22 protein-coding genes and 7 pseudogenes are annotated in these 22,801 nt (G+C 68.9%); 22 read left to right on the forward strand and 7 right to left on the reverse strand.

The features are described 5' to 3' along the window. Positions 1–40 precede the first annotated feature (40 nt). Positions 41–967, reverse strand: a complete 927-nt coding sequence (locus tag AB0I77_RS45660; RefSeq protein WP_363288825.1) for an NAD(P)/FAD-dependent oxidoreductase — start codon at positions 965–967, stop codon at positions 41–43. A 142-nt stretch (positions 968–1,109) separates the two neighbouring features. On the opposite strand from AB0I77_RS45660, the gene AB0I77_RS45665 reads away from it, so the two are divergent. From AB0I77_RS45665 to AB0I77_RS45680, 4 genes and pseudogenes are all read left to right on the forward strand, one after another. Next, positions 1,110–2,198 carry a saccharopine dehydrogenase NADP-binding domain-containing protein gene (locus tag AB0I77_RS45665; RefSeq protein WP_363288826.1) on the forward strand — a complete coding sequence of 363 codons (1,089 nt, stop codon included), beginning with the start codon at positions 1,110–1,112 and terminating at the stop codon, positions 2,196–2,198. Between the two features lie 110 nt (positions 2,199–2,308). Next, positions 2,309–2,635 (forward strand): metalloregulator ArsR/SmtB family transcription factor, encoded by a 327-nt coding sequence (locus tag AB0I77_RS45670; protein ID WP_363288827.1) that lies wholly within the window; start codon positions 2,309–2,311, stop codon positions 2,633–2,635. Positions 2,636–3,234: 599 nt separating this feature from the next. After that, on the forward strand, positions 3,235–3,411 hold the full coding sequence (locus tag AB0I77_RS45675) for a hypothetical protein (protein WP_363288861.1): 177 nt from the start codon (positions 3,235–3,237) through the stop codon (positions 3,409–3,411). Further along, positions 3,366–3,577, forward strand: a pseudogene (locus tag AB0I77_RS45680) (S-(hydroxymethyl)mycothiol dehydrogenase); the annotation flags it as partial. The gene AB0I77_RS45675 and the pseudogene AB0I77_RS45680, both read left to right, overlap by 46 nt. Positions 3,578–3,667: 90 nt before the next feature. Here the strand turns inward: AB0I77_RS45680 and AB0I77_RS45685 are convergent. Beyond that, a pseudogene (locus AB0I77_RS45685) lies at positions 3,668–3,999 on the reverse strand (short-chain dehydrogenase/reductase); the annotation flags it as partial. Positions 4,000–4,012: 13 nt separating this feature from the next. On the opposite strand from AB0I77_RS45685, the gene AB0I77_RS45690 reads away from it, so the two are divergent. Further along, positions 4,013–4,699: a hypothetical protein gene (locus tag AB0I77_RS45690; RefSeq protein ID WP_363288829.1), complete on the forward strand. Its 687-nt coding sequence runs from the start codon at positions 4,013–4,015 to the stop codon at positions 4,697–4,699. 77 nt (positions 4,700–4,776) lie between these two features. On the opposite strand, the gene AB0I77_RS45695 is transcribed toward AB0I77_RS45690, so the two are convergent. Beyond that, entirely contained in the window at positions 4,777–5,187 is a 411-nt protein-coding gene (locus tag AB0I77_RS45695) for a MerR family transcriptional regulator (protein WP_363288830.1), read from the reverse strand. Positions 5,188–5,599: 412 nt separating this feature from the next. Here AB0I77_RS45695 and AB0I77_RS45700 point away from each other — a divergent pair, with 412 nt between their 5' ends. Then, on the forward strand, positions 5,600–7,105 hold the full coding sequence (locus tag AB0I77_RS45700; RefSeq protein WP_363288832.1) for a SulP family inorganic anion transporter: 1,506 nt from the start codon (positions 5,600–5,602) through the stop codon (positions 7,103–7,105). Positions 7,106–7,337: 232 nt separating this feature from the next. Next, positions 7,338–7,499 (forward strand): annotated as a pseudogene (locus AB0I77_RS45705) (transposase); the annotation flags it as partial. A gap of 83 nt (positions 7,500–7,582) precedes the next feature. Here the strand turns inward: AB0I77_RS45705 and AB0I77_RS45710 are convergent. Continuing rightward, positions 7,583–7,891 carry a hypothetical protein gene (locus AB0I77_RS45710; protein WP_363288833.1) on the reverse strand — a complete coding sequence of 103 codons (309 nt, stop codon included), beginning with the start codon at positions 7,889–7,891 and terminating at the stop codon, positions 7,583–7,585. 487 nt (positions 7,892–8,378) lie between these two features. On the opposite strand from AB0I77_RS45710, the gene AB0I77_RS45715 reads away from it, so the two are divergent. The 3 genes from AB0I77_RS45715 to AB0I77_RS45725 all read left to right on the forward strand — a co-directional run bounded on the left by AB0I77_RS45715 (position 8,379) and on the right by AB0I77_RS45725 (position 12,447). Continuing rightward, positions 8,379–10,259, forward strand: coding sequence for an ABC transporter ATP-binding protein (locus tag AB0I77_RS45715; protein WP_363288834.1), 1,881 nt, complete (start codon positions 8,379–8,381; stop codon positions 10,257–10,259). Positions 10,260–10,387: 128 nt separating this feature from the next. Then, the gene (locus tag AB0I77_RS45720; RefSeq protein WP_363288835.1) at positions 10,388–12,160 is read left to right on the forward strand and encodes an ABC transporter ATP-binding protein; all 1,773 of its coding nucleotides are present in this window, start codon (positions 10,388–10,390) and stop codon (positions 12,158–12,160) included. A 125-nt stretch (positions 12,161–12,285) separates the two neighbouring features. Further along, positions 12,286–12,447 (forward strand): hypothetical protein, encoded by a 162-nt coding sequence (locus AB0I77_RS45725; RefSeq protein ID WP_363288836.1) that lies wholly within the window; start codon positions 12,286–12,288, stop codon positions 12,445–12,447. Positions 12,448–12,501: 54 nt separating this feature from the next. On the opposite strand, the gene AB0I77_RS45730 is transcribed toward AB0I77_RS45725, so the two are convergent. Next, positions 12,502–13,377 (reverse strand): alpha/beta hydrolase, encoded by an 876-nt coding sequence (locus AB0I77_RS45730; protein ID WP_363288837.1) that lies wholly within the window; start codon positions 13,375–13,377, stop codon positions 12,502–12,504. 815 nt (positions 13,378–14,192) lie between these two features. Between AB0I77_RS45730 and AB0I77_RS45735 the strand changes: the two genes are divergently transcribed. The 3 genes and pseudogenes from AB0I77_RS45735 to AB0I77_RS45745 all read left to right on the forward strand — a co-directional run. Further along, positions 14,193–15,044 carry a class I SAM-dependent methyltransferase gene (locus AB0I77_RS45735; RefSeq protein WP_363288838.1) on the forward strand — a complete coding sequence of 284 codons (852 nt, stop codon included), beginning with the start codon at positions 14,193–14,195 and terminating at the stop codon, positions 15,042–15,044. A 239-nt stretch (positions 15,045–15,283) separates the two neighbouring features. Continuing rightward, positions 15,284–15,940, forward strand: coding sequence for an ISL3 family transposase (locus AB0I77_RS45740; protein WP_363288862.1), 657 nt, complete (start codon positions 15,284–15,286; stop codon positions 15,938–15,940). Then, positions 15,901–16,242, forward strand: a pseudogene (locus tag AB0I77_RS45745) (hypothetical protein); the annotation flags it as partial. The gene AB0I77_RS45740 and the pseudogene AB0I77_RS45745, both read left to right, overlap by 40 nt. Before the next feature lie 283 nt (positions 16,243–16,525). Here AB0I77_RS45745 and AB0I77_RS45750 read toward each other — a convergent pair. Continuing rightward, positions 16,526–17,311, reverse strand: coding sequence for a helix-turn-helix transcriptional regulator (locus AB0I77_RS45750; RefSeq protein ID WP_363288863.1), 786 nt, complete (start codon positions 17,309–17,311; stop codon positions 16,526–16,528). Between the two features lie 268 nt (positions 17,312–17,579). On the opposite strand from AB0I77_RS45750, the gene AB0I77_RS45755 reads away from it, so the two are divergent. The 9 genes and pseudogenes from AB0I77_RS45755 to AB0I77_RS45795 all read left to right on the forward strand — a co-directional run bounded on the left by AB0I77_RS45755 (position 17,580) and on the right by AB0I77_RS45795 (position 21,947). Then, positions 17,580–17,858 carry a hypothetical protein gene (locus AB0I77_RS45755; RefSeq protein WP_363288839.1) on the forward strand — a complete coding sequence of 93 codons (279 nt, stop codon included), beginning with the start codon at positions 17,580–17,582 and terminating at the stop codon, positions 17,856–17,858. A 137-nt stretch (positions 17,859–17,995) separates the two neighbouring features. Further along, a pseudogene (locus AB0I77_RS45760) lies at positions 17,996–18,166 on the forward strand (Tn3 family transposase); the annotation flags it as partial. A gap of 132 nt (positions 18,167–18,298) precedes the next feature. Beyond that, positions 18,299–18,523: pseudogene (locus tag AB0I77_RS45765) on the forward strand (IS5/IS1182 family transposase); the annotation flags it as partial. Positions 18,524–18,886: 363 nt separating this feature from the next. Continuing rightward, positions 18,887–18,967: a tryptorubin family RiPP precursor gene (locus AB0I77_RS45770; protein WP_363288864.1), complete on the forward strand. Its 81-nt coding sequence runs from the start codon at positions 18,887–18,889 to the stop codon at positions 18,965–18,967. 81 nt (positions 18,968–19,048) lie between these two features. Beyond that, positions 19,049–20,098, forward strand: coding sequence for a cytochrome P450 (locus tag AB0I77_RS45775; RefSeq protein ID WP_363288840.1), 1,050 nt, complete (start codon positions 19,049–19,051; stop codon positions 20,096–20,098). 30 nt (positions 20,099–20,128) lie between these two features. Next, a pseudogene (locus AB0I77_RS45780) lies at positions 20,129–20,221 on the forward strand (IS5/IS1182 family transposase); the annotation flags it as partial. A gap of 41 nt (positions 20,222–20,262) precedes the next feature. Continuing rightward, positions 20,263–20,448, forward strand: a complete 186-nt coding sequence (locus tag AB0I77_RS45785) for a hypothetical protein (protein ID WP_363288841.1) — start codon at positions 20,263–20,265, stop codon at positions 20,446–20,448. A gap of 279 nt (positions 20,449–20,727) precedes the next feature. Further along, positions 20,728–21,063 carry a hypothetical protein gene (locus AB0I77_RS45790; RefSeq protein WP_363288842.1) on the forward strand — a complete coding sequence of 112 codons (336 nt, stop codon included), beginning with the start codon at positions 20,728–20,730 and terminating at the stop codon, positions 21,061–21,063. A gap of 404 nt (positions 21,064–21,467) precedes the next feature. Continuing rightward, positions 21,468–21,947 carry a hypothetical protein gene (locus AB0I77_RS45795; protein ID WP_363288843.1) on the forward strand — a complete coding sequence of 160 codons (480 nt, stop codon included), beginning with the start codon at positions 21,468–21,470 and terminating at the stop codon, positions 21,945–21,947. 159 nt (positions 21,948–22,106) lie between these two features. Here the strand turns inward: AB0I77_RS45795 and AB0I77_RS45800 are convergent, their stop codons facing one another. Further along, positions 22,107–22,556, reverse strand: a complete 450-nt coding sequence (locus AB0I77_RS45800) for a spore-associated protein (RefSeq protein ID WP_363288844.1) — start codon at positions 22,554–22,556, stop codon at positions 22,107–22,109. Positions 22,557–22,801: the final 245 nt, after the last annotated feature.

Raw genomic sequence — 22,801 nt, forward strand, 5'->3', positions numbered from 1 at the left:
CCGCGGCGGGAGCGGTGTGGCGCTCCCGCCGCGGGGTGGGTCAGCCGCCGAGCCCCGCGTCCTCGCGGAACAGCTCCTGGTCCAGCCAGACCGCGGCGCGCGCTCCGTCCGCGGCCCCCGTGATCACAAAGGTGAGCGCGTCCGGCAGTACCTCCAGGCGGGCGGCGTCACCGGCCGCGTAGACGCCGGGCACGCTCGTACGCTGAAACTCGTCCACGCGGATGCAGCCGTCGGGCAGCATCTCGCAGCCGAGGTGCTCGGCGAGTGCGGAGTGCTGCCTGGTGGGCGCCCGGTGGTAGACGGCCTGGCGTTCCAGCACCCGTCCGTCCGCCAGTACCAGCCGCACCTCGCCCTCCTTGCCCTCGATCCGGGAGACCGGGGTCTCGTCGACGGCGATCCCGGCGGCGGCGAGCCTGCCCGCCGCCTGCTCGGGCACCGGATGCCCGTCGGTGCACACCACCACGTCGTCGCTGAACCGGTCGGCGATGTACAGCGCCTGCATGATCTGCGGCAGCTCGCGGCCCAGAACGGCGATGCTCATGCCCCGGGTCTCCCAGCCGTGGCAGAAGGGACAGTGATAGACGCCCCGGCCGAAGAGTTCGCCGACGCCCTCCACCTGGTCGAGGACATCGACCTGTCCGGTGGCGAGGATCAGTTTGCGGCCCGCCACTTCGCTGCCGTCGGCGAGCGTCAGCGTGAACCCGCCCCGCTCCTCCGCCGCGACCGTGACCACCAACGCCTCCCGGATCTCCACACCCGGGTAGGCCGCGAGCTGCTCACGGCCTATGCGGCGCAGCTCGGCCGGGGACGCACCGTCCCGGCTGAGGAACATGTGCATCTCGGCGGCCGGCGCGTTGCGTGGTTCACCGCTGTCCAGGAGCAGCACCTTCCGGCGCTGACGGCCCGACACCAGCGCCGCGTTGAGACCGGCAGGCCCCCCACCGACCACCACTACGTCGTACGACATCGTTCTCCTCTGCCCAGATCGATCAAGGTCCACTGTCGAGGACCTTAATGATAATAGTTTTCATTTGTATGTGATGGAGCGTAACTTTCCACGAGCACAACGCACGACCCACGACGCACGACGCACGACGAAGGGTGAACTCATGGATTCCACCGGGGCCATCGGCATCCTCGGCGGCTACGGAGCCGTCGGGACCGCGGTAGTACGCCGGCTGCACCACGCGGGCATCGGCCCGCTCCTGGTGGCAGGCCGGGATGCGGCTCGGGCAGAAGCCTGTGTCGAATCGCTGGGCGCGGGCTCAACAGCCCTAAGTGCGCAGGCGGTTGACCTCTGGGACGCGTCACTGGACTCGTTCCTCGCCCGCTGCCGGCTCGTCGTCAACTGCGCGGGCCCGTCCTACCGGGTGCTGGACACGGTGGCGCGGGCCGCACTGCGCCACGGCGTGGACTATGTGGACGCGGCGGGCGACGACCCCCTCCATGCCCGGCTGAGCGCACAGGCCGGCGGCGTCGACGAGTGGGCGACCGCACACCGCACCGCCGTCCTCTCCGCAGGAGCGCTGCCGGGACTGTCCGGGCTCCTTCCGCGCGTCCTGCTGGACCAGGTGGCACGGCCGGTCCGGCTGGAGGGATACCTCGGCGGCGTGGCCGCCCTCACCCCCGCCGCCGCGGGAGACGTGCTGCTCGCCCGAGGGCCCGAACACGGCATCCCCTCCGCGGCCTGGGAAGACGGACAGACCCGCGACCGTGCCCTTGAACCACGGCGCGGCCTGACGCTCCCCGCCTTCCCCCGGCCGGTCACCGCCTTCCCCTTCCTGTCCACCGAGGCCGTCCGCCTCGCGCAGGCCGCCGGGATCCGATGGGTGCGCTGGTACACCGTCTTCGGCGGTGAGCGCCTCGCCGAGGAACTGGCCATGTCATGGGCCCTGGACGACACGGAAACGGCGGGCCTGGTCCGGGCCGCGGACGCGGACGTACGCCGCCACGGCTCCTGGTACGGGCAGCAGTTCCACCTCTGGACCGGAACGGACGACGGCCCGCCCGCCCGCACTCTCACCCTCCGCGCCGAGGACTCCTACGAACTCAGCGGCTTTCTCGCCGCAACCGTCGCCCAGCACGTCCTCGCCGGTCATGTGAAGCCCGGAGTCCACTTCGCTGCGGACGTGCTCGATCCGTCCTCGACTGCCGAGAGCTTGGCGAGGGATCCGGTGGCCGAGCTGGAGATGAACTGATCACCGGTCGGCTTCTCGAGCCGCCGACGCGCCCCTCCGGCGACTGACCATGCCCCCGCCTTCCATCAGCTCCTGGCCCTGCACCGCGAAGACATGGAAATCATTGCCAGTTGCGAATATATGCATGCGACGACGACTTCCCCGCCTCGGCGGACGAGCCACTGCATACTCTGCAGGCCGCCAGTGACCTGCTGCGCGCTCTGGCCTCCCCTGTGCGACTGGGCATCGTGCGGGAACTGGCTGACGGTGGGAAGTACCTGCATGAACGGGTGACCGCACTCGGCGTGAGCCAGCCACTCGTCTCCCAGCACCTGAGAGTCCTGCGCACGTCTCGCATCGTCGCAGCCCGACGCCAGGCTCGCGAGACGCGGTACAGCCTGACCGACGAGCACGTGGCCCACATCGTGCTGGATGCCACTCGGCACGCGCAGGAGTAGGCGTCACAGGCACGACGTTGGTTGGCGCCGCCATTGCCTGCCTGCGCACGGGGCAGCACGTGGCCACCGCGTCGAGGCTGGTGGCCGAGCTGGTCTCGTGCGGGTTCCTGACCCGGGACGCCGACCGCCGGGTCCGCGTCGGCATGCGCATGTGGGCTCTCACATCGATCTGGTCCTGCCGGACGGGCGACGCGGCAGTACTCCCTGTTCGGCGACCGATGGGACGCGCACACCTGCCATGTCTCCGCCCGTAGTTGGTGGTGAGACACCATGACCGAAGTGACCAAGAGCGCCGACATGGTCGGCAGCGTCAGCCGTTACGAGCAGATCGTGGCCGAGCTGCGCAAGGTGGAGAACCATTCCCGGGGCCAGTTCACGATCGGTGACTACGCCCTGGAGATCGAGCCGATGCGCGAGGCCGGCGGACAGGAGCGGGGCGAGGAACTGTTCACCGTCCAGGATTCGATGTTCCGCCTGGCCGAGGACATCGGACTGTCGTCCTCGACGGGTGAAGGAGGCCAGGTGGACGTCCTCGCGCTGGCCGGAGGGACATCGGCAGGCCGGAGGGGCCCTTCACGGCGCACAAGATCCTGGCGTGTATCGCCGACGAACAGGAACGGTTCGCCGCGATCGCCACCCCGCCAGAGGACAGGGCCCGCAGGCCGGCGAACCGAGGCCCGATGCCGGGTCGGCCGACAGGTCGAACATCCGATCACGCCGCAGGAGAAGGTCGGTCGGCGTTGGTGTCACGGACGTGGCGCCCGGCGACTTCGTGATCCTCAACTGGCGTGCCCTGTACGGCCGGCGCCGGGCCTGCCTGCGCGGGCGACCCTCGCACCTGCTTCAACACCACAACGCCCGGCAGAAGATGACCCTGACCGACGGCACCGAGCTGTCCCCGGCTGACCCGGCCGCGTCACCGGCCGCCGCGGCCTGCTGGGCTGAGGTCTGATGGCGGGCATCGGTTCAGCGTGGCCGACCACTCCGCGACCGTCGGCCGAGAGCACGGGCACTGGTGCCCAGGGGACGGCGTCAGCCGGGCAGCCGGTTGAGTTTGCGGATCTGCTTGTCGAAGACGCGGGCGGGGGCCAGGCGGCGCGCCGTGCTGACGCGTGAGGCGAGAGGGCCGGCGGTGTAGCGCAGTTTCGGCTTCTTGTCGGTGGCCCCGTGACGATCACCTCGGCGACGACGGCGGGGTCGTCGCTCTTCTTCATCGCCGCTGCGATGACCTCGTCGAAGACGCGCCGCCGCTCCGCGTACAGAGGCAGCGGGGTGTCGGGCTGCGCGGCGTTGGCATCGAAGCCGGTCTTGGTGTAGGCGGGCTGGACGAGGAGGACCCGGATGCCGTGCTCGCGGACCTCGTACGCGGTGCTGGCGATGACCGACCCCGAACTGGCCGCGCAGCCCTTCGTCGAAGGGCCCGACCGCCTGGAGGGGCAGCTGACGGCCGTACTGGAGCAGGCCCAGCGGGAGGGCGCCTTGGACAGGCGGCGCGATGCGGCGGCCGAGGCCGCTCACCTGCTCTCCCTCAGTCACGGCCTGGGCACCAGCGTCCTGGTCGGCCGGCGCGGTGCGGAGGTCGCCATGGGCCGGCCATCTCGCGGTAGAAGTGCCGGGCCCGGTCTGGGTCATCGCAGGCCAGGACCATGCGGTGCGGGGCGTACGCGGTATGCGGCGGGAATTTTCCCCCCCGCTGAACCGGTGGGGCTGCCACAGCGAGAAGGCCGCACCGACCGGATCGATCAACGTCGCCATGCGGCCCTGATCACCTGCCTCGAAAGGAGGGAGCACGAGGCGCGCGCCGTTTGCTGCCGCAGCTTCGGTGCGGCGGTCGACGTCGTCGACCGAAAGGTAGTAGGCGATGTGCGCGGGAGTACCCGGTGGGTAGACCGGATTCGCGAGGTCGCTCACACCGCCGATCCGGCAACCGTTGACGGCGATTCTTGTCGCCCGGCGCCAGTCGTCTTCATCCACCGCGAAGCGCCAGCCCGGTACCGTCGAGAAGAGGGCCGCGGTGCCCGGTATGTCGCGGGTTTTGAGGTCCATCCAGCAGAACCTGCTTAAGGTGGCTCCTTGTCGTCCGGATATGGGGGTATCGGGAGAGCCGTCCGGATACGGGGTATCGGGAGACCGGACGGCGTTCAGGTCGTGGCGACCTGGTCCCGGGCCAGACGCTCGCGCAGCGTGGCGGCGAACTCCTCGGCCCGCGCCAGCTGGGTGCGGAGCTTCTCCACCTGCTCGGCAGCGCCCTGCTCGTATCCGCGGACGCGCTCCAGCAGCGCCTCCTGTTCGTCCGCCGTCAGCTCCTCGCCGGAGTCGAGGCGGTCGGTGACCTCCAGCAGATCGCGCATCTCGTCCAGGGTGAAGCCGAGCGGCTTCATACGCCGGATGACCATCAGGCGGGCGACGTCGGACTCGGTGTAGAGGCGGAAGCCCCCCTGAGAGCGGGCGGAGGGGATGACCAGGCCGGTCTCCTCATAGTGCCGGATGGTCCGCAGTGACAGCTCCGTCCGTGCGGCGACCTCTCCGATCTGCATGTGCTCGCTGCTCACGCGGGCGCCCTTCCTCATCTGTCGCAAAGCCCACAGGCGGCCGACGTCGATCTCTACCGTAACGTTAGGGTAGAGTAACTGATCGTCGCAGTCGGCTGCGCGCAGTCTCCGCTCCCATGGTGCGGGATTGATCGGTCCCGTGACCGTCAGCCGTGTCGGGGCCGACGATGCCCCCGGCGAAGACCGAAGCCCGCAGGAGAGAGCGTGCGCATGCCCATGACGTCCAGCGCCGCCGTCGGCCCGCCGTGATCCTTCGCCCCTGAGCAGCCCCGCGGATTCCAGCTCGCGCCTCGCTGCCGCCTTCTGACCTCAGCCCGCCGTACGTGGGCTTCGCGGATGGCCGCCCGGCCTTCCTGCGCCTCCCGCACGCCCGGGGTGATGCCGGCGTGCCCGAGTACGACAGGTACCTTTCTTGTCCACGTCCGCACTGTCCCCGGCCGCTCGGTTGCGCGGTCTGCGCCCCGACTGGCTGTCCGACCCGAAGGTCTGGCGCACCGAGGTGCTGGCCGGCCTCGTCGTCGCGCTCGCGCTGATCCCCGAGACGATCTCGTTCTCGATCATCGCCGGAGTCGACCCGGCGATCGGCCTGTTCGCCTCCTTCACCATGGCCGTGACCATCTCCGTCGTCGGCGGACGCCGCGCGATGATCTCCGCCGCCACCGGTGCCGTCGCCCTGGTCATCGCCCCGCTCAACCGCGAGCACGGCCTGGGCTACCTGGTCGCCGCGGTCATCCTGGCCGGTGTCATCCAGATCGTCCTCGGCGCGCTCGGCGTCGCCAGACTGATGCGGTTCGTGCCCCGCAGCGTGATGGTCGGCTTCGTCAACTCCCTCGCCCTCCTGATCTTCATGGCCCAGGTCCCGGAGATGCGCGACGTGCCCTGGGCCGTCTACCCGCTGATCATCGCCGGCCTGGCGCTCATGGTGTTCTTCCCGAAGGTCACCAAGGTGATCCCGGCGCCGCTCGTGTCGATCGTCATCCTCACCGTGATCACGGTCGCCGCCGGCATCGCGGTACCGACCGTGGGGGACAAGGGCGACCTGCCCTCCTCCCTCCCCGTGCCCGGCCTGCCGGACGTGCCGTTCACGATGGACACGCTGACCACCATCGCCCCCTACGCGCTCGCGATGGCACTGGTCGGCCTGATGGAGTCGCTGATGACGGCCAAGCTGGTCGACGACATCACCGACACCCACTCCTCCAAGACCCGCGAGTCCATCGGCCAGGGCATCGCGAACATCGTCACCGGCCTCTTCGGCGGCATGGGCGGCTGCGCGATGATCGGCCAGACGATGATCAACGTGAAGGTGTCCGGAGCCCGGACCCGCCTGTCCACGTTCCTGGCGGGCTCGTTCCTGATGGTGCTGTGCATCGTGTTCGGGCCGGTCGTCTCCGACATCCCCATGGCGGCCCTGGTCGCGGTGATGGTGATGGTGTCGTTCGCGACGTTCGACTGGCACTCCATCGCCCCGAAGACGCTGAAGCGGATGCCCACCGGCGAGATCGCCGTCATGGTCATCACCGTGGCCTGCGTGGTCACCACGCACAACCTCGCCATCGGTGTCGTCGTCGGCTCCGTCACCGCCATGGTCATCTTCGCCAAGCGGGTCGCCCACCTGGCGAACGTCACGGCGGTCACCGACCCGGACGGCAGCAGCGTGGTCTACTCCGTGACCGGCGAACTGTTCTTCGCCTCCTCCAACGACCTCGTCGGCCAGTTCCACTACGCCACCGACCCCGACAGGGTCGTCATCGACCTGTCCGCCGCCCACATCTGGGACGCCTCCTCCGTCGCCGCCCTCGACGCCATCGAGACCAAGTACGCCCAGCGCGGCAAGAGCGTCGAGATCATCGGCCTGAACCAGCCGAGCGCCCGGATCCACGAAAAGCTCAGCGGCGAACTCACCGGCGGCCACTGACATCTGGCACGCCCACGAGGGCCGCCGCTCAGGACCCACCAGCGTCCGCAGCGGCGCTCGTCGTGGCTGCTACGGAGGTGCGAACAGAACGCCCAAGCACCACTCGAAAGGGCAGGTGACATCGGGAGGCCCAGCCGACGGCGAACTTGATCTGCGCGTCCCGCAGGGCACTGTCCACCCGGGAAGGAGCAGGGCTGTCCTCGTGGTGGCCGGGGCAGGCTCGCCTGGGCCGCACTCCCCACTGGAACGGCTGAACCGGCAAATCAAACGCCGGGCCGACGTCGTCCACGTCTTCCCCAACCCCGCGGCCCTCGACCGGCCGGCCGCCGCGGTCCTGGCCGAACTCCCCGACGAACGGCAGGCCTTCGACCGCCGATACCCCTCCGAAAGCTGATGGACGAACTCCTCACGACGCAACCCATCGCGGACGATCGCCGGCTTCCACCAACGCCGAAAACGAATCAGCTCGACCAGTGACTAAACCACTCGACCGGACACCATCTCGTCGGCGGTTCCACGGAGTTGGCATGCGGCCTGGACGGGGTCGAGGACGCAGGCCATCCGGCCACTGCCGGCGCTCGCGTACGAACTCCCCGACCGGCTCGGCCCGCACCGGGCCCGGGCCCGCGCCGTCGCGCCGCGTGCGGAGGAGAGCTGACCGCCGCGGAACTGGCCGCGCACCAGCTCAGCTTCGACCCGGCGGACAAGCAGGCCCCGCCGCGCGGAGGCCGCCCAGACCAGCGTGATGCTGGGCTCGACCAGGCCACCTTCCCGAATGGCCGTCAAAAAACTGATGGGATGATCTCCGTGTTCCGGTGTACGTTGCTCACCGCCGCTGAACGATCGGTCTCACTGGAGTGAAGGGGGTGTTGTCGATGGCCACCGTCCCTGTGCCTCGCATGTACGTGTGCGTGCGGCCAGCCGTCCATTTCACCCCGCTCACCGGTTGATCTGTCTCTTCGCGCACCGGTGGGCGCCCTCCCTCAGGAGACCACCGTGCACGAGCAAGAGGATTTCGTCCCCCTTTGCACCCGCGGAAATCAGACCACGCACCCACGAGTCGGCGCCGACGGTGAGCGCATGCTCGACGCGGCGTTCCGCGCGTACACAGAGCGGAATCGCACCACCGCCGAAGACCGCATCCACCCCGCGCGGCCCCCGCAAGGCGGCCGATGGACGGGCGTAGAGCCGTTCAGTCGCGCTGCCCGGCGACCGGAGCGCATCGCGCCGCGCGACGTCACCCCTCTTCGACCCCATCGGCACGCCACAGCGCATGACTGAGCGGACACGCACGCACGTCCCCCCTGCTGTCGGAAGTTCGACGGCGCGGTCCCTGAAGCGACTACGGCCGTACTTGCGGCCGCACCACTGGAAGCTGCGGACAGCAACGGCGCTGGCTGCGCTGGCCGCCATCCTGGCGCTGGCGATGCCTCAAGTCCTGAAGTGGATCGTCGACGGACCGGTGGCGCAGCGCAAACCGGCAGAGGTGGTCCTCGGAGGTCTGGCACTGCTGCTCCTGGGAGCCGCCGAGGCGTTGATCTTCGGCATCCGGCGGTGGCTGATGGCCGCGCCCCTGGCCGACATCGAAGCGGCGATGCGTGCCGACTTCCATCGGCACGCGCAGCGGCTGCCGATCGCTGCCCACGACGCCTGGACCAGCGGGCAGCTGTTGTCGCGGGGAACTTCGGATCCGCAGGTCATCCGCATGTTCATCGCCGGGCCGCTGACGTTCCTGCCGGTTCACGCGTCCACGCTCGTCATCGGTGCGGCGATTCTGGTCTCCCAGCAGTGGCTGCTCGCCATCATCGTGCTGTCGCCGATTCCCCTGCTGATTGTCTTGTCCTATCGGTTCGAATCCAGGTACGCGGACGCGACCCGCCGGGCACAGGATCTGTCGGGTGACCTGACGACGGCGGTTTTGGAGTCCGTGACGGGCATCCGCGTGATGAAGGGCTTCCGCCGGAGCGAACACCGGACAACCCGGTTCCGTGACCAGGTCCGGGAGGTGCGCGAGGCCGAGTTGGACAAGGCGCGGCTGCTCGGCGGCATCTCGATGGTCATCACCGCGCTGCCGGGACTCGCGACGGCAGGCGCGTTGGTGACGGGTGCGGTCCAGACAGCGCACGGGCAACTGTCTACGGGGACGCTGTTGGCGTTCTTGGCGACGGTGGCCGCACTGCGAGGGGCGATCGAGCAGACAGGGGGGTTGCTGGCCGTATGCCATGACGGGGCAGCGGCCGCGAACAGATACTTCGAGGTGCTCAATCAACCAGCCGTTGCTGACCCAGGGATTGCGGCCGGCCAGGCGGACACGGTGGTCGCCGAGAACGGATCCGGCACTGACAGGACCACCGTCACCAGCCCTGAGGCACCCCGCCATCTGCGGCCTCAGCGCCCGGCCGAACTCGTGTTTGCTGGAGTCGGCTTCCGCTACCCTGACGCCCCCGCCGACGATCCGCCGGCCCTGCATGACGTCAGTGTGCGTATCGCGCCCGGTGAGACGCTGGCAGTGGTCGGGGCTACCGGAAGCGGCAAGACCACGCTCGCTTCCCTGGTCCCACGGCTGTACGACCCCGTCGAAGGCCGCATCACGCTCGACGGCGTCGACATCGCCCGTACCCCCCTTGCCGAGCTGCGGTCCGCGGTGGCCGTCGCCTTCGACGAACCGGTCCTGTTCTCCGGGACCATCATGGACAACGTCCTCATGGGCGCGGAAGCCGACGCCGGTGAACTCGACAGGGCCCTGCGCTCCACCTGCGCCGACGGGTTCGTGCACCGGCTGGCCGAAAGCGGCCGAACTCGCGTCGGGGAGAACGGAATGTCGCTGTCCGGCGGCCAGCGGCAACGGATCGCACTCGCGCGGGTCATGGTCCGCCGCCCCCGGGTCGTCGTACTCGATGATCCGCTGTCGGCTTTGGATACGCACACTGAGGCCCAGATCCAAGACGCACTGCGGGAGGTACTGGCCTCGACGACGGCTCTGGTGCTGGCGCATCGGCCGTCAACCGTGCTGCTGGCCGACCGGGTCGCGGTGATGGCCGGCGGCCGGATTGTCGCCGTCGGCACTCACGAGGAGCTGCTGCGCACCAGCTCGGCGTATGCGGCACTGATGACACCGATCGAGGCGGCGGTCAACCCGGAGGAAGGGGCCTGATGCGCCGATCGACACGCACATCGACACCCGAGGCGGCGCGGCCCGGGCCCGACGACGCCGCAGCCGGCGCCGACGGTCTCCACGGCCGCGCGGCGGCCGCCGACACCGCCGACCGGACGGTCGACCTGATGGAGGCGACGCCGTCGAAGGGAGCAGCGGGGCGCCTGCTGCGCTCAGTGCTGGGGCCGAATATCCGGCGTCTGCGGTTGGCTGTGGTGGTCGTCCTGCTCCAGCAGGCGGCCGCACTGGCCGGGCCGGTGTTCGTCGCCGTCACTATCGACTGGGCGATCCCGGCGCTGCGCGCCGACGATGCGAAACCCCTCATCGTCCTCGCCGTCGCCTACGGGTGCTGCGTAACAGCTGCCGGCCTGTTGCAGAACATGTTCATTCGGTTGTCCGTCAGCGTCGGGCAGGGTGTGGTCACCGAACTCCGTGTGCGCCTGTTCTCCCACATCCAGACGCAGAGCGTGGAATTCCACGACGAGCACGCCGCCGGCAAGCTGGCCTCCCGGGCCTCCAGCGACGTCGATGCCGTCCGCGAGCTCTTCGAGAGCGGGATCGATCAGATCATCACCGCGGCGGTGTCCCTGGTCTACATCTCGTCGGTTCTACTGGTGCTCGACCGGCAGCTTGGTGGCGCCGCGCTGGCCGCGATGGCGCCGATCTACTGGACCATGCGGTCATTCCGCAGACGCTCGCTCCAGGTGTATCACCGGCGTTCGACGGCGGCCGGAGCGGCATCCGGCGACATGAGCGAGACCTTCACCGGCATCCGCACTGTCCAGGCCTTCTGCCGCGAACGCTCCAACGAGCACCGGTTCGCACGGCTCAACCACCGGCACCGGAAGGAGAACCGACAGGCCGATGTGGAAATGGCGCGCTACGTGACCTCGTCACGTCTCGTCGCCAACATCGCCGTCGCGGGGCTGGTGCTGTGGGGCGGATATCGCGTTGCGTCGGCCACGCTGGAGTTGGGCACCTATGCCGGCGTCGTGCTGTATCTGCGGGATCTGTACGACAAACCGCTCAGACTCGGCGGCGTCCTCGACGCCTGTCAGTCAGCGGCGGCATCGCTGGGCAAGATCGCTGTGCTGCTGGCGATCGAGCCGACCGTCGTCGAACCCGCTCGCCCCGCTTTCCTGCCCGCGCTTCCCGGACGCTTCGCCGGACGCCGGCTGAGCTGCGAGGACGTCTCCTTTGCCTATCGCGACGGGCGTGAGGTGCTCCGCGGCTTCGAACTCGACATCCCGGCCGGCCAGACAGTCGGCCTGATCGGACCCTCTGGCGGTGGAAAGTCCACGCTGGCCAAGCTGCTGGCGCGGTTGCACGATCCGACCGGCGGCCGCGTGCTCCTCGACGGGGTCGATCTCCGATCCATCTCGACGACCGATCTGCGCAACGGCGTGGTCATGGTCACCCAGGAAAACTTCCTCTTCTCCGGCACCGTCGCCGAGAACATCGCGTTGGCGCGTCCCGACGCCACGCTCGAAGAGATCCGGTGCGCCGCCAAGGCGACCGGGGCCCATCGGTTCATCTCGGCGCTCCAAGACGGCTACCAGACCCACGTAGGTGACCGTGGTGGACGTTTCTCGTCCGGTCAGCGGCAACTGATCGCCTTGGCCCGCGTCTTCCTGGTGAACCCCTCCGTCATCGTGCTGGACGAGGCCACCTCAGTCATCGACATCCCGAGCGAGCGCGCGGTGCAGAACGCGATGCGCGCAGTGTTCCGGGGACGTACGGCACTCGTCATCGCTCACCGACTGTCGACGATCCAGATCGCCGACCGTGTGCTGGTGCTGGCCAACGGCCGCGTAATCGAGGACTCTGCGCCAGCCGACCTCACCGGGAAGCATGGCCCGTCGCCACAGGCCCGCCGGCTCTGGCTGAGCAGCGACGGCTGAGCGGTATTGACGTGACCTCCCCTCGGGATTCCACCCGCGCCAGCCCGTACGAAGAAGAAGTGGCCGGTGAAGTCCACGACATCGTGGAAAGCCGCTGAGCCAGCCACTTCGCCGCAGGAGAGTACGTGGTGATCGTTCCCCGGCTCGGGCTTGGCGGGCAGAACGTGGACGTCCGCCGCAAACTGCTGTACGCGTTGGCGGTCGCGCTCGGCGACGTCACCCCGACCGAGCCACGGAACAGCCAGGTCGTCTGGACGAGCTCTCTCAAGCGGCTTGACACGGCATAGCGGTCTCGGGGGAGCGAGGCAGGCCCCCCGAGACCGCTCAGGGCGCGGTCCCTATCAGGGCTCCCGGGCAAGGAGCCGCTCCAGCGCCGCGGTGACGTCGGCCGGGCACTGGTCCATCACCCAGTGACCTGCGTCATCGAGCATCGTCAATTCGGCGTGCGGAATACGCTTGCCGAGCTCGACAGCGATCGCGGAGCGTAGGTAGGTGTCCTTCCGGCCCCACACGATCGCGGTCGGGCACCGGATGTCGCCGAGCCGCCGGCGCAGCTCGGGCCGGACCATGACGCGATAGTCGCTGAAGAAGTGTTGGACCAGCCAGCGGCGGCCCTCCGGCGTGTCCATCCAGCCGACGTAGCTGTCCAGGACCTGGTCGTCGAGGAGGTCGTCGCGTACCAGCGCCCTGAACACCCGGCGGTGCGCTCCGGCGACGGGGAGCCGTGCTGTGAGCGTACGGAGGACGGGCGTGCGCCCGGCCAGCGTGAGCAGGCCGAAGGCGACGTACCAGCGGGGCACGAAGGAGGACTGGGCGCGACTGTTGAGGATCGCCAGCCGGCGTACACGGTCGGGGTGGGTCTGGGTGAAGCCGAGCGCGAGGAAACCGCCGTAGTCGTGCCCGAACAGGTTCACGGCGTCGATGTCCAGGGCGTCGAGCAGTCGGCCGATCCGTGCGACCTCGGTGTCGTAGTCGAAGCGCAGGTGCAGCGGTCGCTCGGACTGCCCCCAGCCGAGGAGGTCCGGGGCGATCACCCGGTTCTCGCGCGCGAGCGCCGGGATCTGGTGGCGCCAGCAGTGGTGGTTCGCCGGGTAGCCGTGCAGGAGCAGAACCGGCTCGCCGTCACTGGGCCCTGATTCCCAGCACGCCATGCTGGCACCGTCCACCACGACCGGCCGAGCCCGGGTCATCTCCGCACCGGGGCCCATTGTGCTCATCGTCTCTCCTCGCCGGTCGTCCCGCCGCCCATGCGTCCGCGACCACGCCGTGGGCACGGACCGGACCCGATCCAGTAGAGCGGATGAGCGCCCACGTATCCAACTCGCTGAAAGGCGGCGGCCGGAACACGGACGGAACATGCCGCCGCGGCGGATGCGCAGTTCTCTGCGTGGTGGTGGTCGATGAGGCGTAGCGCCTTCCAGGGGGGTGCGGTGGGGGATGGGAATGCCGGAGGTGGTGATGGCCTGTGGTGTAGCTGACGCGTTTGTCTATTGATTTTTGGTTGCGGCCTGCTGTTGTTCAGTTGTACTGATCGGTATGCCTGTTCCGCGGGGGAGGCGTACGCGGGGTCGGGGCGCTGGGGGCGGGTGGTAGGTGGGTGAACTGGCTGTTTGTGTTGCGCAATGGGCTGAGTGTGGTGGCGGTTTTTGCGCAGGGTGGTTGGCGTGCCTATAGGTAGGGGGAGTTGCTGGCTGTTTTCGGCAGGGTCGGGGCGTGGGTTGGTTCAGGGGTGTGTAGGCGTTGCCAGAGAAGGTCGTGGTCGGCGGGTGCGAGGCGGGCAGTTGGAGGCGACTGGCTAGGTGGTGGAGGAAGGCGGTGTGCTGCGCGCGTGCCAGGGAGTGCGGGGGCAGGCGGTCGAGGGCCGAGGCGAGGGTGAGGGTTTCGGGGTAGGTGATCAGTTCCCGGCAGGTCAGGGCGGGGGAGGCCGGGCCTGGGGGGATGTGGGGATTGGCGGCGGTGAAGCAGTTGGGGCCGCGCATGAAACTGGTTCCCCTCATCAGGCCCCTTGGAATCGATCTTCTAGGCTGGCGCGGTGACTGATGAGCAGGAGTGGGTGCAGCCGTCGGGAGTGTGGGCCACGGCGGTGGGGGTGGCCAGGGTGCGGGCGCTGGAGACCGAGCGGGAGAACGCGCTGTTCCGCGACCCACTGGCACAGGCCTTCGCCACCGCCGGCGGCCTGTGGCCCTCCTCGCCGCCGCTGCCCGATGACGAGGCCGCACGCCGCCGCTGGCTGGCCGTGTCGTTCTCCATCGTCATCAGGACGAAGTTCCTCGACGACCTGTTGCAGCAGGCCTCCGCGTCCGGGGTCCGGCAGGTCGTGCTGCTCGGCGCCGGCATGGACAGCCGGGCCTTCCGGATGGACTGGCCCGAGGGCACCCGGCTGTTCGAGGTCGACACCGCCGCGCCACTGGACTTCAAGGCTTCGGTGCTGCGCCAGGAGCGGGCCGTCGCACGCTGCGAGCGGATCACCGTCGCGGTGGATCTGCGTGCGGACTGGCCAGGCGCGCTGGCCGCCGCAGGGCACGACCCGGCCGTGCCGACCGCGTGGATCGCCGAGGGACTGCTGATCTATCTGCCCGAGGATGCGGTGGAGCTACTGCTGGCCCGGATCAGCGCGCAGTCGGCGGCAGGCAGTCGGATGGGGCTGACATTGGGCTCGCGCGGCGTGATCGAGCGCTTCGGCGCGGATGCCGTGCCGGGATCGGCGGCGTCGATGTGGGTCTCGGAGATGCCCGACGACCCGGTGGGCTGGCTGGCCGGGCACGGCTGGGAGGCCGACAGCGACACCCTGCGCGAGCGCGCTGCCGCCTACGGCCGCCCGATCAGCACCCCTCCGCAGCGTGAGGAGCGGCCCGGCGGACTGATCTCGGCGGTCCGCCGGTAGAGCGCCTCCCGGTTCCCTAGATGATCGATTCCAAGGGGAACTGATGAGTGGAGCCAGGTTCATGCGCGGCCAGCCAGTCATGCACGCACTGACCGCCTACGACCACTAAAGTTCGCCCGAAAATCGCCTGGCTGGACGGTGGTGTGGTCGACAGTCCTTCGCCGTGAACGAAGTGCTCCCGCCGTTGAAACAAGCTGCTGTTTTCCTCGGTCGAGGGCGTGTTGGTGGAATCGGTCGAGGTGACCGACACGGTCGTCCGGGTCGATGCCCGTACGACCGCAGGGCGGGCGGCCTGTCCGGGGTGCGGGTGCTGGTCGGGGCGAATACACGGCTCCTACCTGCGATTTCTTCGCGATCTGCCGACGGCGGGCAAGTTCGTCGTGGTGTCGTTGCGGGTGCGGAGGTTCGTCTGCGAGGAGGAATCCTGCGAGCGCATGACCTTCGCCGAGCAAGTACCCGGTCTCACCCGCAGGTTCGGGCGACGGACCGAGCGGCTGCGGTCGACGCTGGTGGCGGTGGGTCTTGCGCTCGCGGGCCGGGCCGGCGCCCGGATGACGGATGCCTTCAAGGTTCCGGTCAGCCGGAACACCCTGTTGAGGCTGATCACCTCGCTTCCGGACCCCGCCACCGCAGTACCCCGTGTGGTCGGCGTGGACGAGTACGCCCAGCGCAAGGGCCGTGTCTACGGAACCGTGCTCGTCGACGTCGAGACACGTCGCCCGGTCGACCTCCTTCCCGATCGGGAGGCGGACACGCTCGCGGCCTGGCTCGCCGAGCGGCCCGGCATCGAGATCGTCTGCCGTGACCGGGCGCCCTTCTTCGCCGAAGGCGCCACCCGCGGCGCCCCGCAGGCCCTATGTACTACCTCCGCAAACCGGCGCGGGCCCCCTTCCTGACGCCCGCGCTCAAGCTCGTCTTCAGCGCGCAGGCCCTGGGTGAGGTGCGGGAGGAGGTCCGGATCTGGGACCACAAGATCCACCAGCCGCGCCCGGTCCTGTTTCCGCACGAGAAGGGCATCAGGGCACTGCGCCGCTGGTACGCCCAGTTCTATCCCTCCGGCCTTCCGGCCGCGCCGTCCAGTGATGTCGCCGCCCCCGCCGAGGCCGAGACCGGCGACCGGACGGAGAGCGACGGGGATGCCGTGCCGCCATCGCGGGACGCACAGCTGCGCCGCCGGGAACCGAACGTCCATCACTGAAGGAGTCCTGCTGCGGGATGCCGACGGCGCCGATCCGGTGAGCCGGTTTGCGCGACACCAGTACCTACTGGTGCGCGCCTGACGCCCGCGAGCCGGTCGCGCAGAGCGCAGAGCCGGTTGGCGGCCACGACGCTCCGGGAAGGCCGGGCGCGAGTCGCGGCAGCGGTGCCTGTCAGCGGGCGGCGACCTGCTCGTCGTGCCTGCCGGGCTTTGCGAGGGGGTCTGCCTCCGCTCTCGGGCCGGTTCCGCACCGTGCCGGCGGGCGGCCTGGGGCGCTGCTCCGTCATGTCGGGCACCTGGGCAGTACGGTGCTCAACTGGACCAGCCTGTCGAGATCGACGCGGATCCCAGGGAGCCATAGGCGCTGCCCTTTCCGGGCGACCTGGATCCAGATGCTGCTGTGATTGTGTTCCTCGTCGGTGACGGTGACGCCGTCGGCGATCCGGCAACGCGCGTGCAGCAGGTCCTGGTGCCAGACACGGTCGGCAGAGTTGGCCGTCGTGTAGGGACGGTAGGGGTCCCAGGCCAGATGCAGCGCGCATTCGTGTGTACGGGGTTTCTGACATTTCTCTTCGACGTTGTGGACAAGCACGCCGGCATCGCCATAGCCGGTCTTCGCGTCCTTCGCTTCAGTGACGCCCTGTGCAGGGGGCGCGGTGGGTGAGTGCTGGAGGCCGAACAGCGTCAGCCCGGCCGCAAGGCCGATGGCGGTGCCGGCCGCGGCGAAGCCCCATGGACCGGACAGGCGCTTGCGTAGACGGTGGCGCCAGGTGGGGGAGGGTTTTGGTGGCGGGGCGGCAGGGGCTGGTTCCTCGGGCCGGCTGCGGTCGGTGGCCTCCCACAAAGCCCGGTACACGCTGGGGTCTGCTCCCAGCGCCCGGCACAGGTCTCGGACGACGGGCCATGGAGGCACGGTTTCGCCGCGGAAGTAGCGGGAGAGGGACGAGTCGCTGATGCGGACCTGGGTTTCCAGGGCGCGAAGCGTGCGGCCGGAGCTTCGCTGCAGCTCCCGCAGCGCCTCGCCCAGCCTCCGTGCTGCCGCTGCGTCCTGCGGACGTTGGCCACTCATCGACAAGGGTCTCCCTGCAGGTGCCGCAGCCGTGTCCCGTCGGCTGTTTCATGTCCCGGGACGGATACGTCCCAGCAGGTCAGGAATGTATTGATCCCGACATCAGTGAAGCAAACGGGACCTGCTGGCGAAGAGCGATCTACCACCGCAAACTTGGCGTACCGGCTGTGCAGATCACCCCCAAGGGTGAGCGGGCCGGTGGTCATGCCCGTGCCGGCACAAGCCGCACGAGCCGCCTGTGAACCCCCCACCGAAAGGAAGCTTCACCATGCGTGTACGCACCATGTTCTGCGCCCTTGCAGCGATCGCCGTGACTGGGCTCGGCATGAGCGCAGCGGCGCCCGCAGTCGCGGCGCCTGCCGCAGTCTCCTCGCACGTGAGTGCTGTCCAGGCGGCCGACGGCCTCAACGTCCACCGGGGCAAGTACTTCACCCTGAGCGGCTGCCAGACGGCCGGCCAGCAGGGCATCGATCGCGGACACTGGGACGCCTACCAGTGCGCCGATGGCACCTGGCCGTTGCGCTGGAACCTGTGGACCAACCGCTGAGAATGTAGAGCCGTCGGCGGCCCTCTGAACACAGGGAGGCCGCCGGCGGCCGCGGACCGCCCGACTGCTGACGGTCCGGCAATACCCGCCCGCTGCGTCTTCCTCTCCCGCTTGCCCGTCGTCAGCTGCCCCTGCGGGTGGCCGTCTCCGTACGCGAGGGCGCCATCTCCTTGACGACGCTGCTCAAGCGGCTGCGATCCGGGTCTCACAAGAACGCCACGTACGGCGCCTTCCGCGAGGTCGGCCGCGTCATCCGCACCGTGCAACTCCTGCGGTACCTCACGGACGCACCGCTGCGCCGACGGGTGACCGCCGCGACCGGGGCCGTCACCTTCGCCCGTGCCCGGCTCATCCAGGCAGCCGCCTTCCTCACCTGGCTCGCCGAGCGGGGCCGCGTCATCAGCGAGTGCACCCAGGCTGACCTCGACGGCTGGTTCGCACAGGGCTTCGTGGTCCTGCCACGTCGTTGGGTGGTGGAGAGGTCGCTTTCGTGGATCATGCGGGCCCGTCGGCACTGCCGGGACCACGAGAGGCTGCCTCAGGTCAGTGAGTCGCTCATCACCTGGGCGTCCTTCACGCTGACGACCCGACGGCTCACCCGCAAACCCGCACGACGGTCCAGGCGAGCACCGCTCGCCCCGGCCGCGATGCCGACCGCCGCCTGATCCCGGCCAACATCAATCTACTCGTCGTCATGTCGGCGCCCGGCTACTCGTCCGCGCCGTCGCCCTGGCCGAACTGCCCACGCCGGCGCAGGAACTCGAGGGTCTGCCACCGCACCCCGAGTTCCATCTGCTTCGGGGACAGCCCGGTCTCCCGGGTCGGGTCCTCTTCATCGATCCCATTCGGGTGCTGCCGCCTCGGCCAAGATCGATTCGGAGATCACAGTGGCGGTCCGTGGCTGAGAGGTCTTGACCATTTTATGGATCAGCCGTTGATGGGTGTCTGTCACAGGTGGGAAGGATGATCCCGAGCCGTGGGCATGGCTCTTCTTTTTCCGTCCCGATACACGGAGAGGAGGTGCAGTGATGAAGTTGCTGTTTGCTGTACGCAACCGCGTCTTGGCCCGTCAGAGCCTGAAGACGAAGGCCTGGTACATCTGGTACTGATGCAGGCGCCCTTGCCGTGACATCGTTGTCCGGATGGCATGGCAAGGGCGCACCCACCCGGAAGCGTCTTGGGAGGTAGTTGTGCCCGTGTCGTCCGTGCCGCGGACTCGCACCACCGTGCTGCACCCGCGTCTGGCTGCCCTTCTGAAGGATCATTTGGGCCAGGACGTCTTCCGGCTCGAACCGGACACCGTCGCAGTCGCCGGACCCGAGGTGCTGGACCGTGTCCTGGCCGCCCGGCGCGCCACCGAGACCGAACGCCCGACGTTCAAGCCGCTGCACGGGCGTTCCATTTCGCGTTCCGAGGCCTCGGCCATCACGCGGACCGTCGGTGCCGACGTCCGCGCGGCGCTGGAGCGTCGCGTGCCTGGGCGTGTGGACTTGTCCGGCTCCTGGCCTGTCACCGGGCACATGTTCCTGCGAGACCTCATTCTCGGCCAGGACCCGTACCGCCTACGCATACTGATGAGCCGTTACCTCGAACTGACCCCGAAGCTCACCGGGTCGGTGATCGCTGTGGGCGCCGCTCTGCCCGGCTGGCCGAGGCCCGGTGACAGCGGACTGACGGGCCTGGCCGCACGGGCCGCCGAGGCCGTCGGTTACCACGACCGCCGTTACGCCATGGGCATGTACCGCAGGGCGGCTGCCCCGGTCTGTTTCACAGTCTCGACGCTCGTTGCGAACGCTGTCTGGCTGGGCGCGCCCTTCGACGACGACACCCCGAACCGTCACATCATCCATGAGGCACTGAGGCTTCTGCCGCCGTCGTGGAACCTGCTGCGCACCGCCTCGCCGGAGTACCCGCAGATCGACGCACGGATCGGTGCCACCGACGACGTGCTGCTCCTGCCGCTGCTCTCCCACCGCGACCCGGCCCTGTGGGAGGCACCCGACGAGTTCCGTCCTGAACGCTGGAACGACCTCGACCCCGACACGGCCCCCGGCTACTTGCCCTTCGGCCACTCCTCCGAACGCTGCTGGGGCCGGCACATGGTCGTGCCACTCGCCGGACTCCTCCTCGACCTGATCCGCGCCTCGGGCCTGCTGGTCGACCCTCGTCAGAGCGTGGGCAGGGTGCCGCTGCTCGGTCTGCTCGGGGTGGAGGAGGTACGCCTGACGCGACCGAAGTGACCGCGGGCCGACCGGAGTCTGGCGATAGGTCTCCCAGCCCGCTCCGAAGCCATGATCCATCTCGCCATGGCCGACCTGATGGCCCGCCGCCTCACCGGCGAAGCCACCATCTCCTGGCACGACCCGTCACCACAAGATCAAACCGCAATGACGGCCACGGGCGGTTGGAGTATGACGGCGTCGCGATCAGGACCGGCAGCAGCCCCGCGCAGGTCAGGTTTGTCGTGATCGTTCAGTACACGCGCAAGACCAAGGATGGACGGTACGACGCCGGCCGGGGACAGAAGATCGGCGTCATCAACGCCTTCTGCCGCAACCAGCCGAACAGCAAGTGCCCCCCCATGGAATGAACCAGTGATCAATTCCGAACACCGAGAGCAGCAGGCGGCTGTCAGCCGCCTGCTGCTGTACTACCTCAACGCCCCCATCGCCGAGGGCTGCCGCCTGCGCGGAGTCGTGCCCGCCCCAGGCGCCGTCCGGATCGCTGTCCATGCTGGAGACGACGAGGACGGCGCTACGTTCCTGTACGAGATCCCCACGACACCGTCGCCCCGTACTACTTTCCGGGCATTCTGCGCACTGTCCTGGCCGGCACCCAGCTCTACGGCAGCAGCGATATCAGCGAAGCCATGGGGATGACCGTCATCCGCCTCCGTCCCGAGGAGATCACCCCGAACCCAGAACCCGAACGGGGCCAGGCACTCACCGTTCTGCGCGCCTTGTCGGACCCCGGCGACGAGGAGAACCCCTTCCTGATCGGTTTCCTGCTGCTGGGGCACAGCCTGTTGCGCCTGTACGTGCAGCGCCCTGACCACCCAGGCGCCATCGGCGTAGACATTCGTCTCACCGGTACGCCTACCGCTCTGATCGCATCCATTCCCAGCCTCATCGAGGAAGAGCAGTATCAGAAGCCGTCTCTCGGTGACCCGCACTGCGATCTCATCGTGGACCTGACCGACTGGTAGGCGGGCGGGTCACGCGGCTGGCGACGGCCTCCGGTACAGACAGATGATGACCATGCGTTCGTCTCGCTTGCTGCCCAGGCGCGGAAAGCGGCTTCGGCAAGTCGTCCGGCATCCGGAGACGCTGCTGTAGCTTTCCCCGGCACTGCCAGTCGCGGCCGCACCATGCCGGGGGAAGACCTCCACCGCATTCGACTGTGGAACGTCGCGGGGGCCGGCCGCATCCCGCCCACGCGGCAGGATTGCGGGGAAGTCTGACGGTAGCGGCGGGTCTGAGGACCGGGTAGCGCGTCCAGGACCTGGCCGCGCTGGAGGGTGACGAGGCCATCGCGGCCGGCTTCACCGCGGCGTGCTCCTGGCGCCGGTTCATTTACCGCGAGCAGGCCACGGACACGGTGCTGGAGTACGTGCAGCACCTGAGCCCGTGGGAGTTCTGCCAGTTCCTCGGGGACCTGGTCGTGGCCGGCGCGAGGGCGGGTAAGGCGCAGGACCGGTACTTCTGCGAGCCGGCGACGCATATCGACACGGCGGCCCGCGCCGCCGCATCGGTGAGCACCGACTGTGTCGAGCCGGAGCCCGGGCCGGAGAAGGTCATCGCCCCGGACGCCTACGAGAAGGCCCTCACGAAGGCGGAGAAGTTCGGATACAAGAACGTCGAAGACGCCGGGCTGATGGCCGGCTTCTGCGAGACGCCCTGCAGATCGCGGTGGGCGCGGTGTCGCCGCAGCCGGTGCGGGAGGGCGCAGCGGCGCGGCATGACCGCGAAGGAGCTGTGCCGTCTGGCCGGCAAGGACCCGCTGGGCGTCTCCGAACTGTGGTGCACGCCGGCAGCAACGACGGCCCGCGTGATCGATGAGTCTGATCGCGGACCGTTGCCCAGTCAGTAGTCGGCCCGAACCCCCGGCCGCGCGCCGGGGGTTCGCCGCACAGCAACCCAACTCGCCTCTGATGAAGGAGACTTCAACATGGAGCATCCGTCAGGGCGAGCAGAATCGCTGCGGGTTCCTGTGCGGCGTGCCGCAAGGACTCTGTCGGAACAGGGCGGGTCAGCGGATGGTGGTGACCCGGTGTTCCGTCAGGGCGGCGCAGTTGGATCCGGTCACGTACACGTACACGTTGTCGATGTGACCGCCCCAGTCGACGCAGTGTGCCTTGCCGTAGACGTATGCCGGACCGGCGTACGACGTGAACTGCCCGTAGTCCTGGGCGTACTCGTCGGTGTCGGGGACGTAGACCCACGCGCCCATGTCCCGCGCGGTTCCCGGGTTGGTGCGGATGGTCGCGACGCAGTTCTTGCCGTTGGCCGAGTTGTAGGTCAGGTAGACGGTGCCCTGCGAGCCGATGGGAGCCGAGTTGACGGTCTGGTAGCTGCTCCCGCAGACCTTCTGCGGCGTGGTGTTCGGCGCGGCGGAGGCGGGCGCCGCCAGGGCGGTCGTGCCCCCGACCGCCAGAGCCGCGACCGCGGCACCGGATAAGGCATAACGCGTGAATCCCATATTTCCCCCTTTTAATCTTGGAAGCTTCTCACTCCTGATAGATCTGACTCACACCTCTTTCGGATGGTTGTACCCCCGCAAGAGCGCGGTTGTAGGAGATGGCCGCCCATCCCAGGAAGGCCGTGCGGGCCGCCACAGGTCGTGCACTGAACGGTCCGGGCCCGGGACTGGATCCGTCGACGACCACGGTCTCCGGGTAGGTGGACGCCGACCGTCCCATGTCTTGTCCATGCACCACCTGCGGA

The organism is Streptomyces sp. NPDC050619 (assembly GCF_040654815.1).
Lineage (GTDB): Bacteria > Actinomycetota > Actinomycetes > Streptomycetales > Streptomycetaceae > Streptomyces.

Coding starts and splice junctions, on each gene's coding strand:
- AB0I77_RS45660 (WP_363288825.1), bottom strand. CDS start 967: ATGTCGTACGACGTAGTGGTGGTCGGTGGGGGGCCTGCCGGTCTCAAC.
- AB0I77_RS45665 (WP_363288826.1), top strand. CDS start 1,110: ATGGATTCCACCGGGGCCATCGGCATCCTCGGCGGCTACGGAGCCGTC.
- AB0I77_RS45690 (WP_363288829.1), top strand. CDS start 4,013: ATGACCGACCCCGAACTGGCCGCGCAGCCCTTCGTCGAAGGGCCCGAC.
- AB0I77_RS45715 (WP_363288834.1), top strand. CDS start 8,379: ATGACTGAGCGGACACGCACGCACGTCCCCCCTGCTGTCGGAAGTTCG.
- AB0I77_RS45720 (WP_363288835.1), top strand. CDS start 10,388: ATGGAGGCGACGCCGTCGAAGGGAGCAGCGGGGCGCCTGCTGCGCTCA.
- AB0I77_RS45730 (WP_363288837.1), bottom strand. CDS start 13,377: ATGAGCACAATGGGCCCCGGTGCGGAGATGACCCGGGCTCGGCCGGTC.
- AB0I77_RS45750 (WP_363288863.1), bottom strand. CDS start 17,311: ATGAGTGGCCAACGTCCGCAGGACGCAGCGGCAGCACGGAGGCTGGGC.
- AB0I77_RS45755 (WP_363288839.1), top strand. CDS start 17,580: ATGCGTGTACGCACCATGTTCTGCGCCCTTGCAGCGATCGCCGTGACT.
- AB0I77_RS45770 (WP_363288864.1), top strand. CDS start 18,887: ATGAAGTTGCTGTTTGCTGTACGCAACCGCGTCTTGGCCCGTCAGAGC.
- AB0I77_RS45790 (WP_363288842.1), top strand. CDS start 20,728: ATGGGGATGACCGTCATCCGCCTCCGTCCCGAGGAGATCACCCCGAAC.
- AB0I77_RS45800 (WP_363288844.1), bottom strand. CDS start 22,556: ATGGGATTCACGCGTTATGCCTTATCCGGTGCCGCGGTCGCGGCTCTG.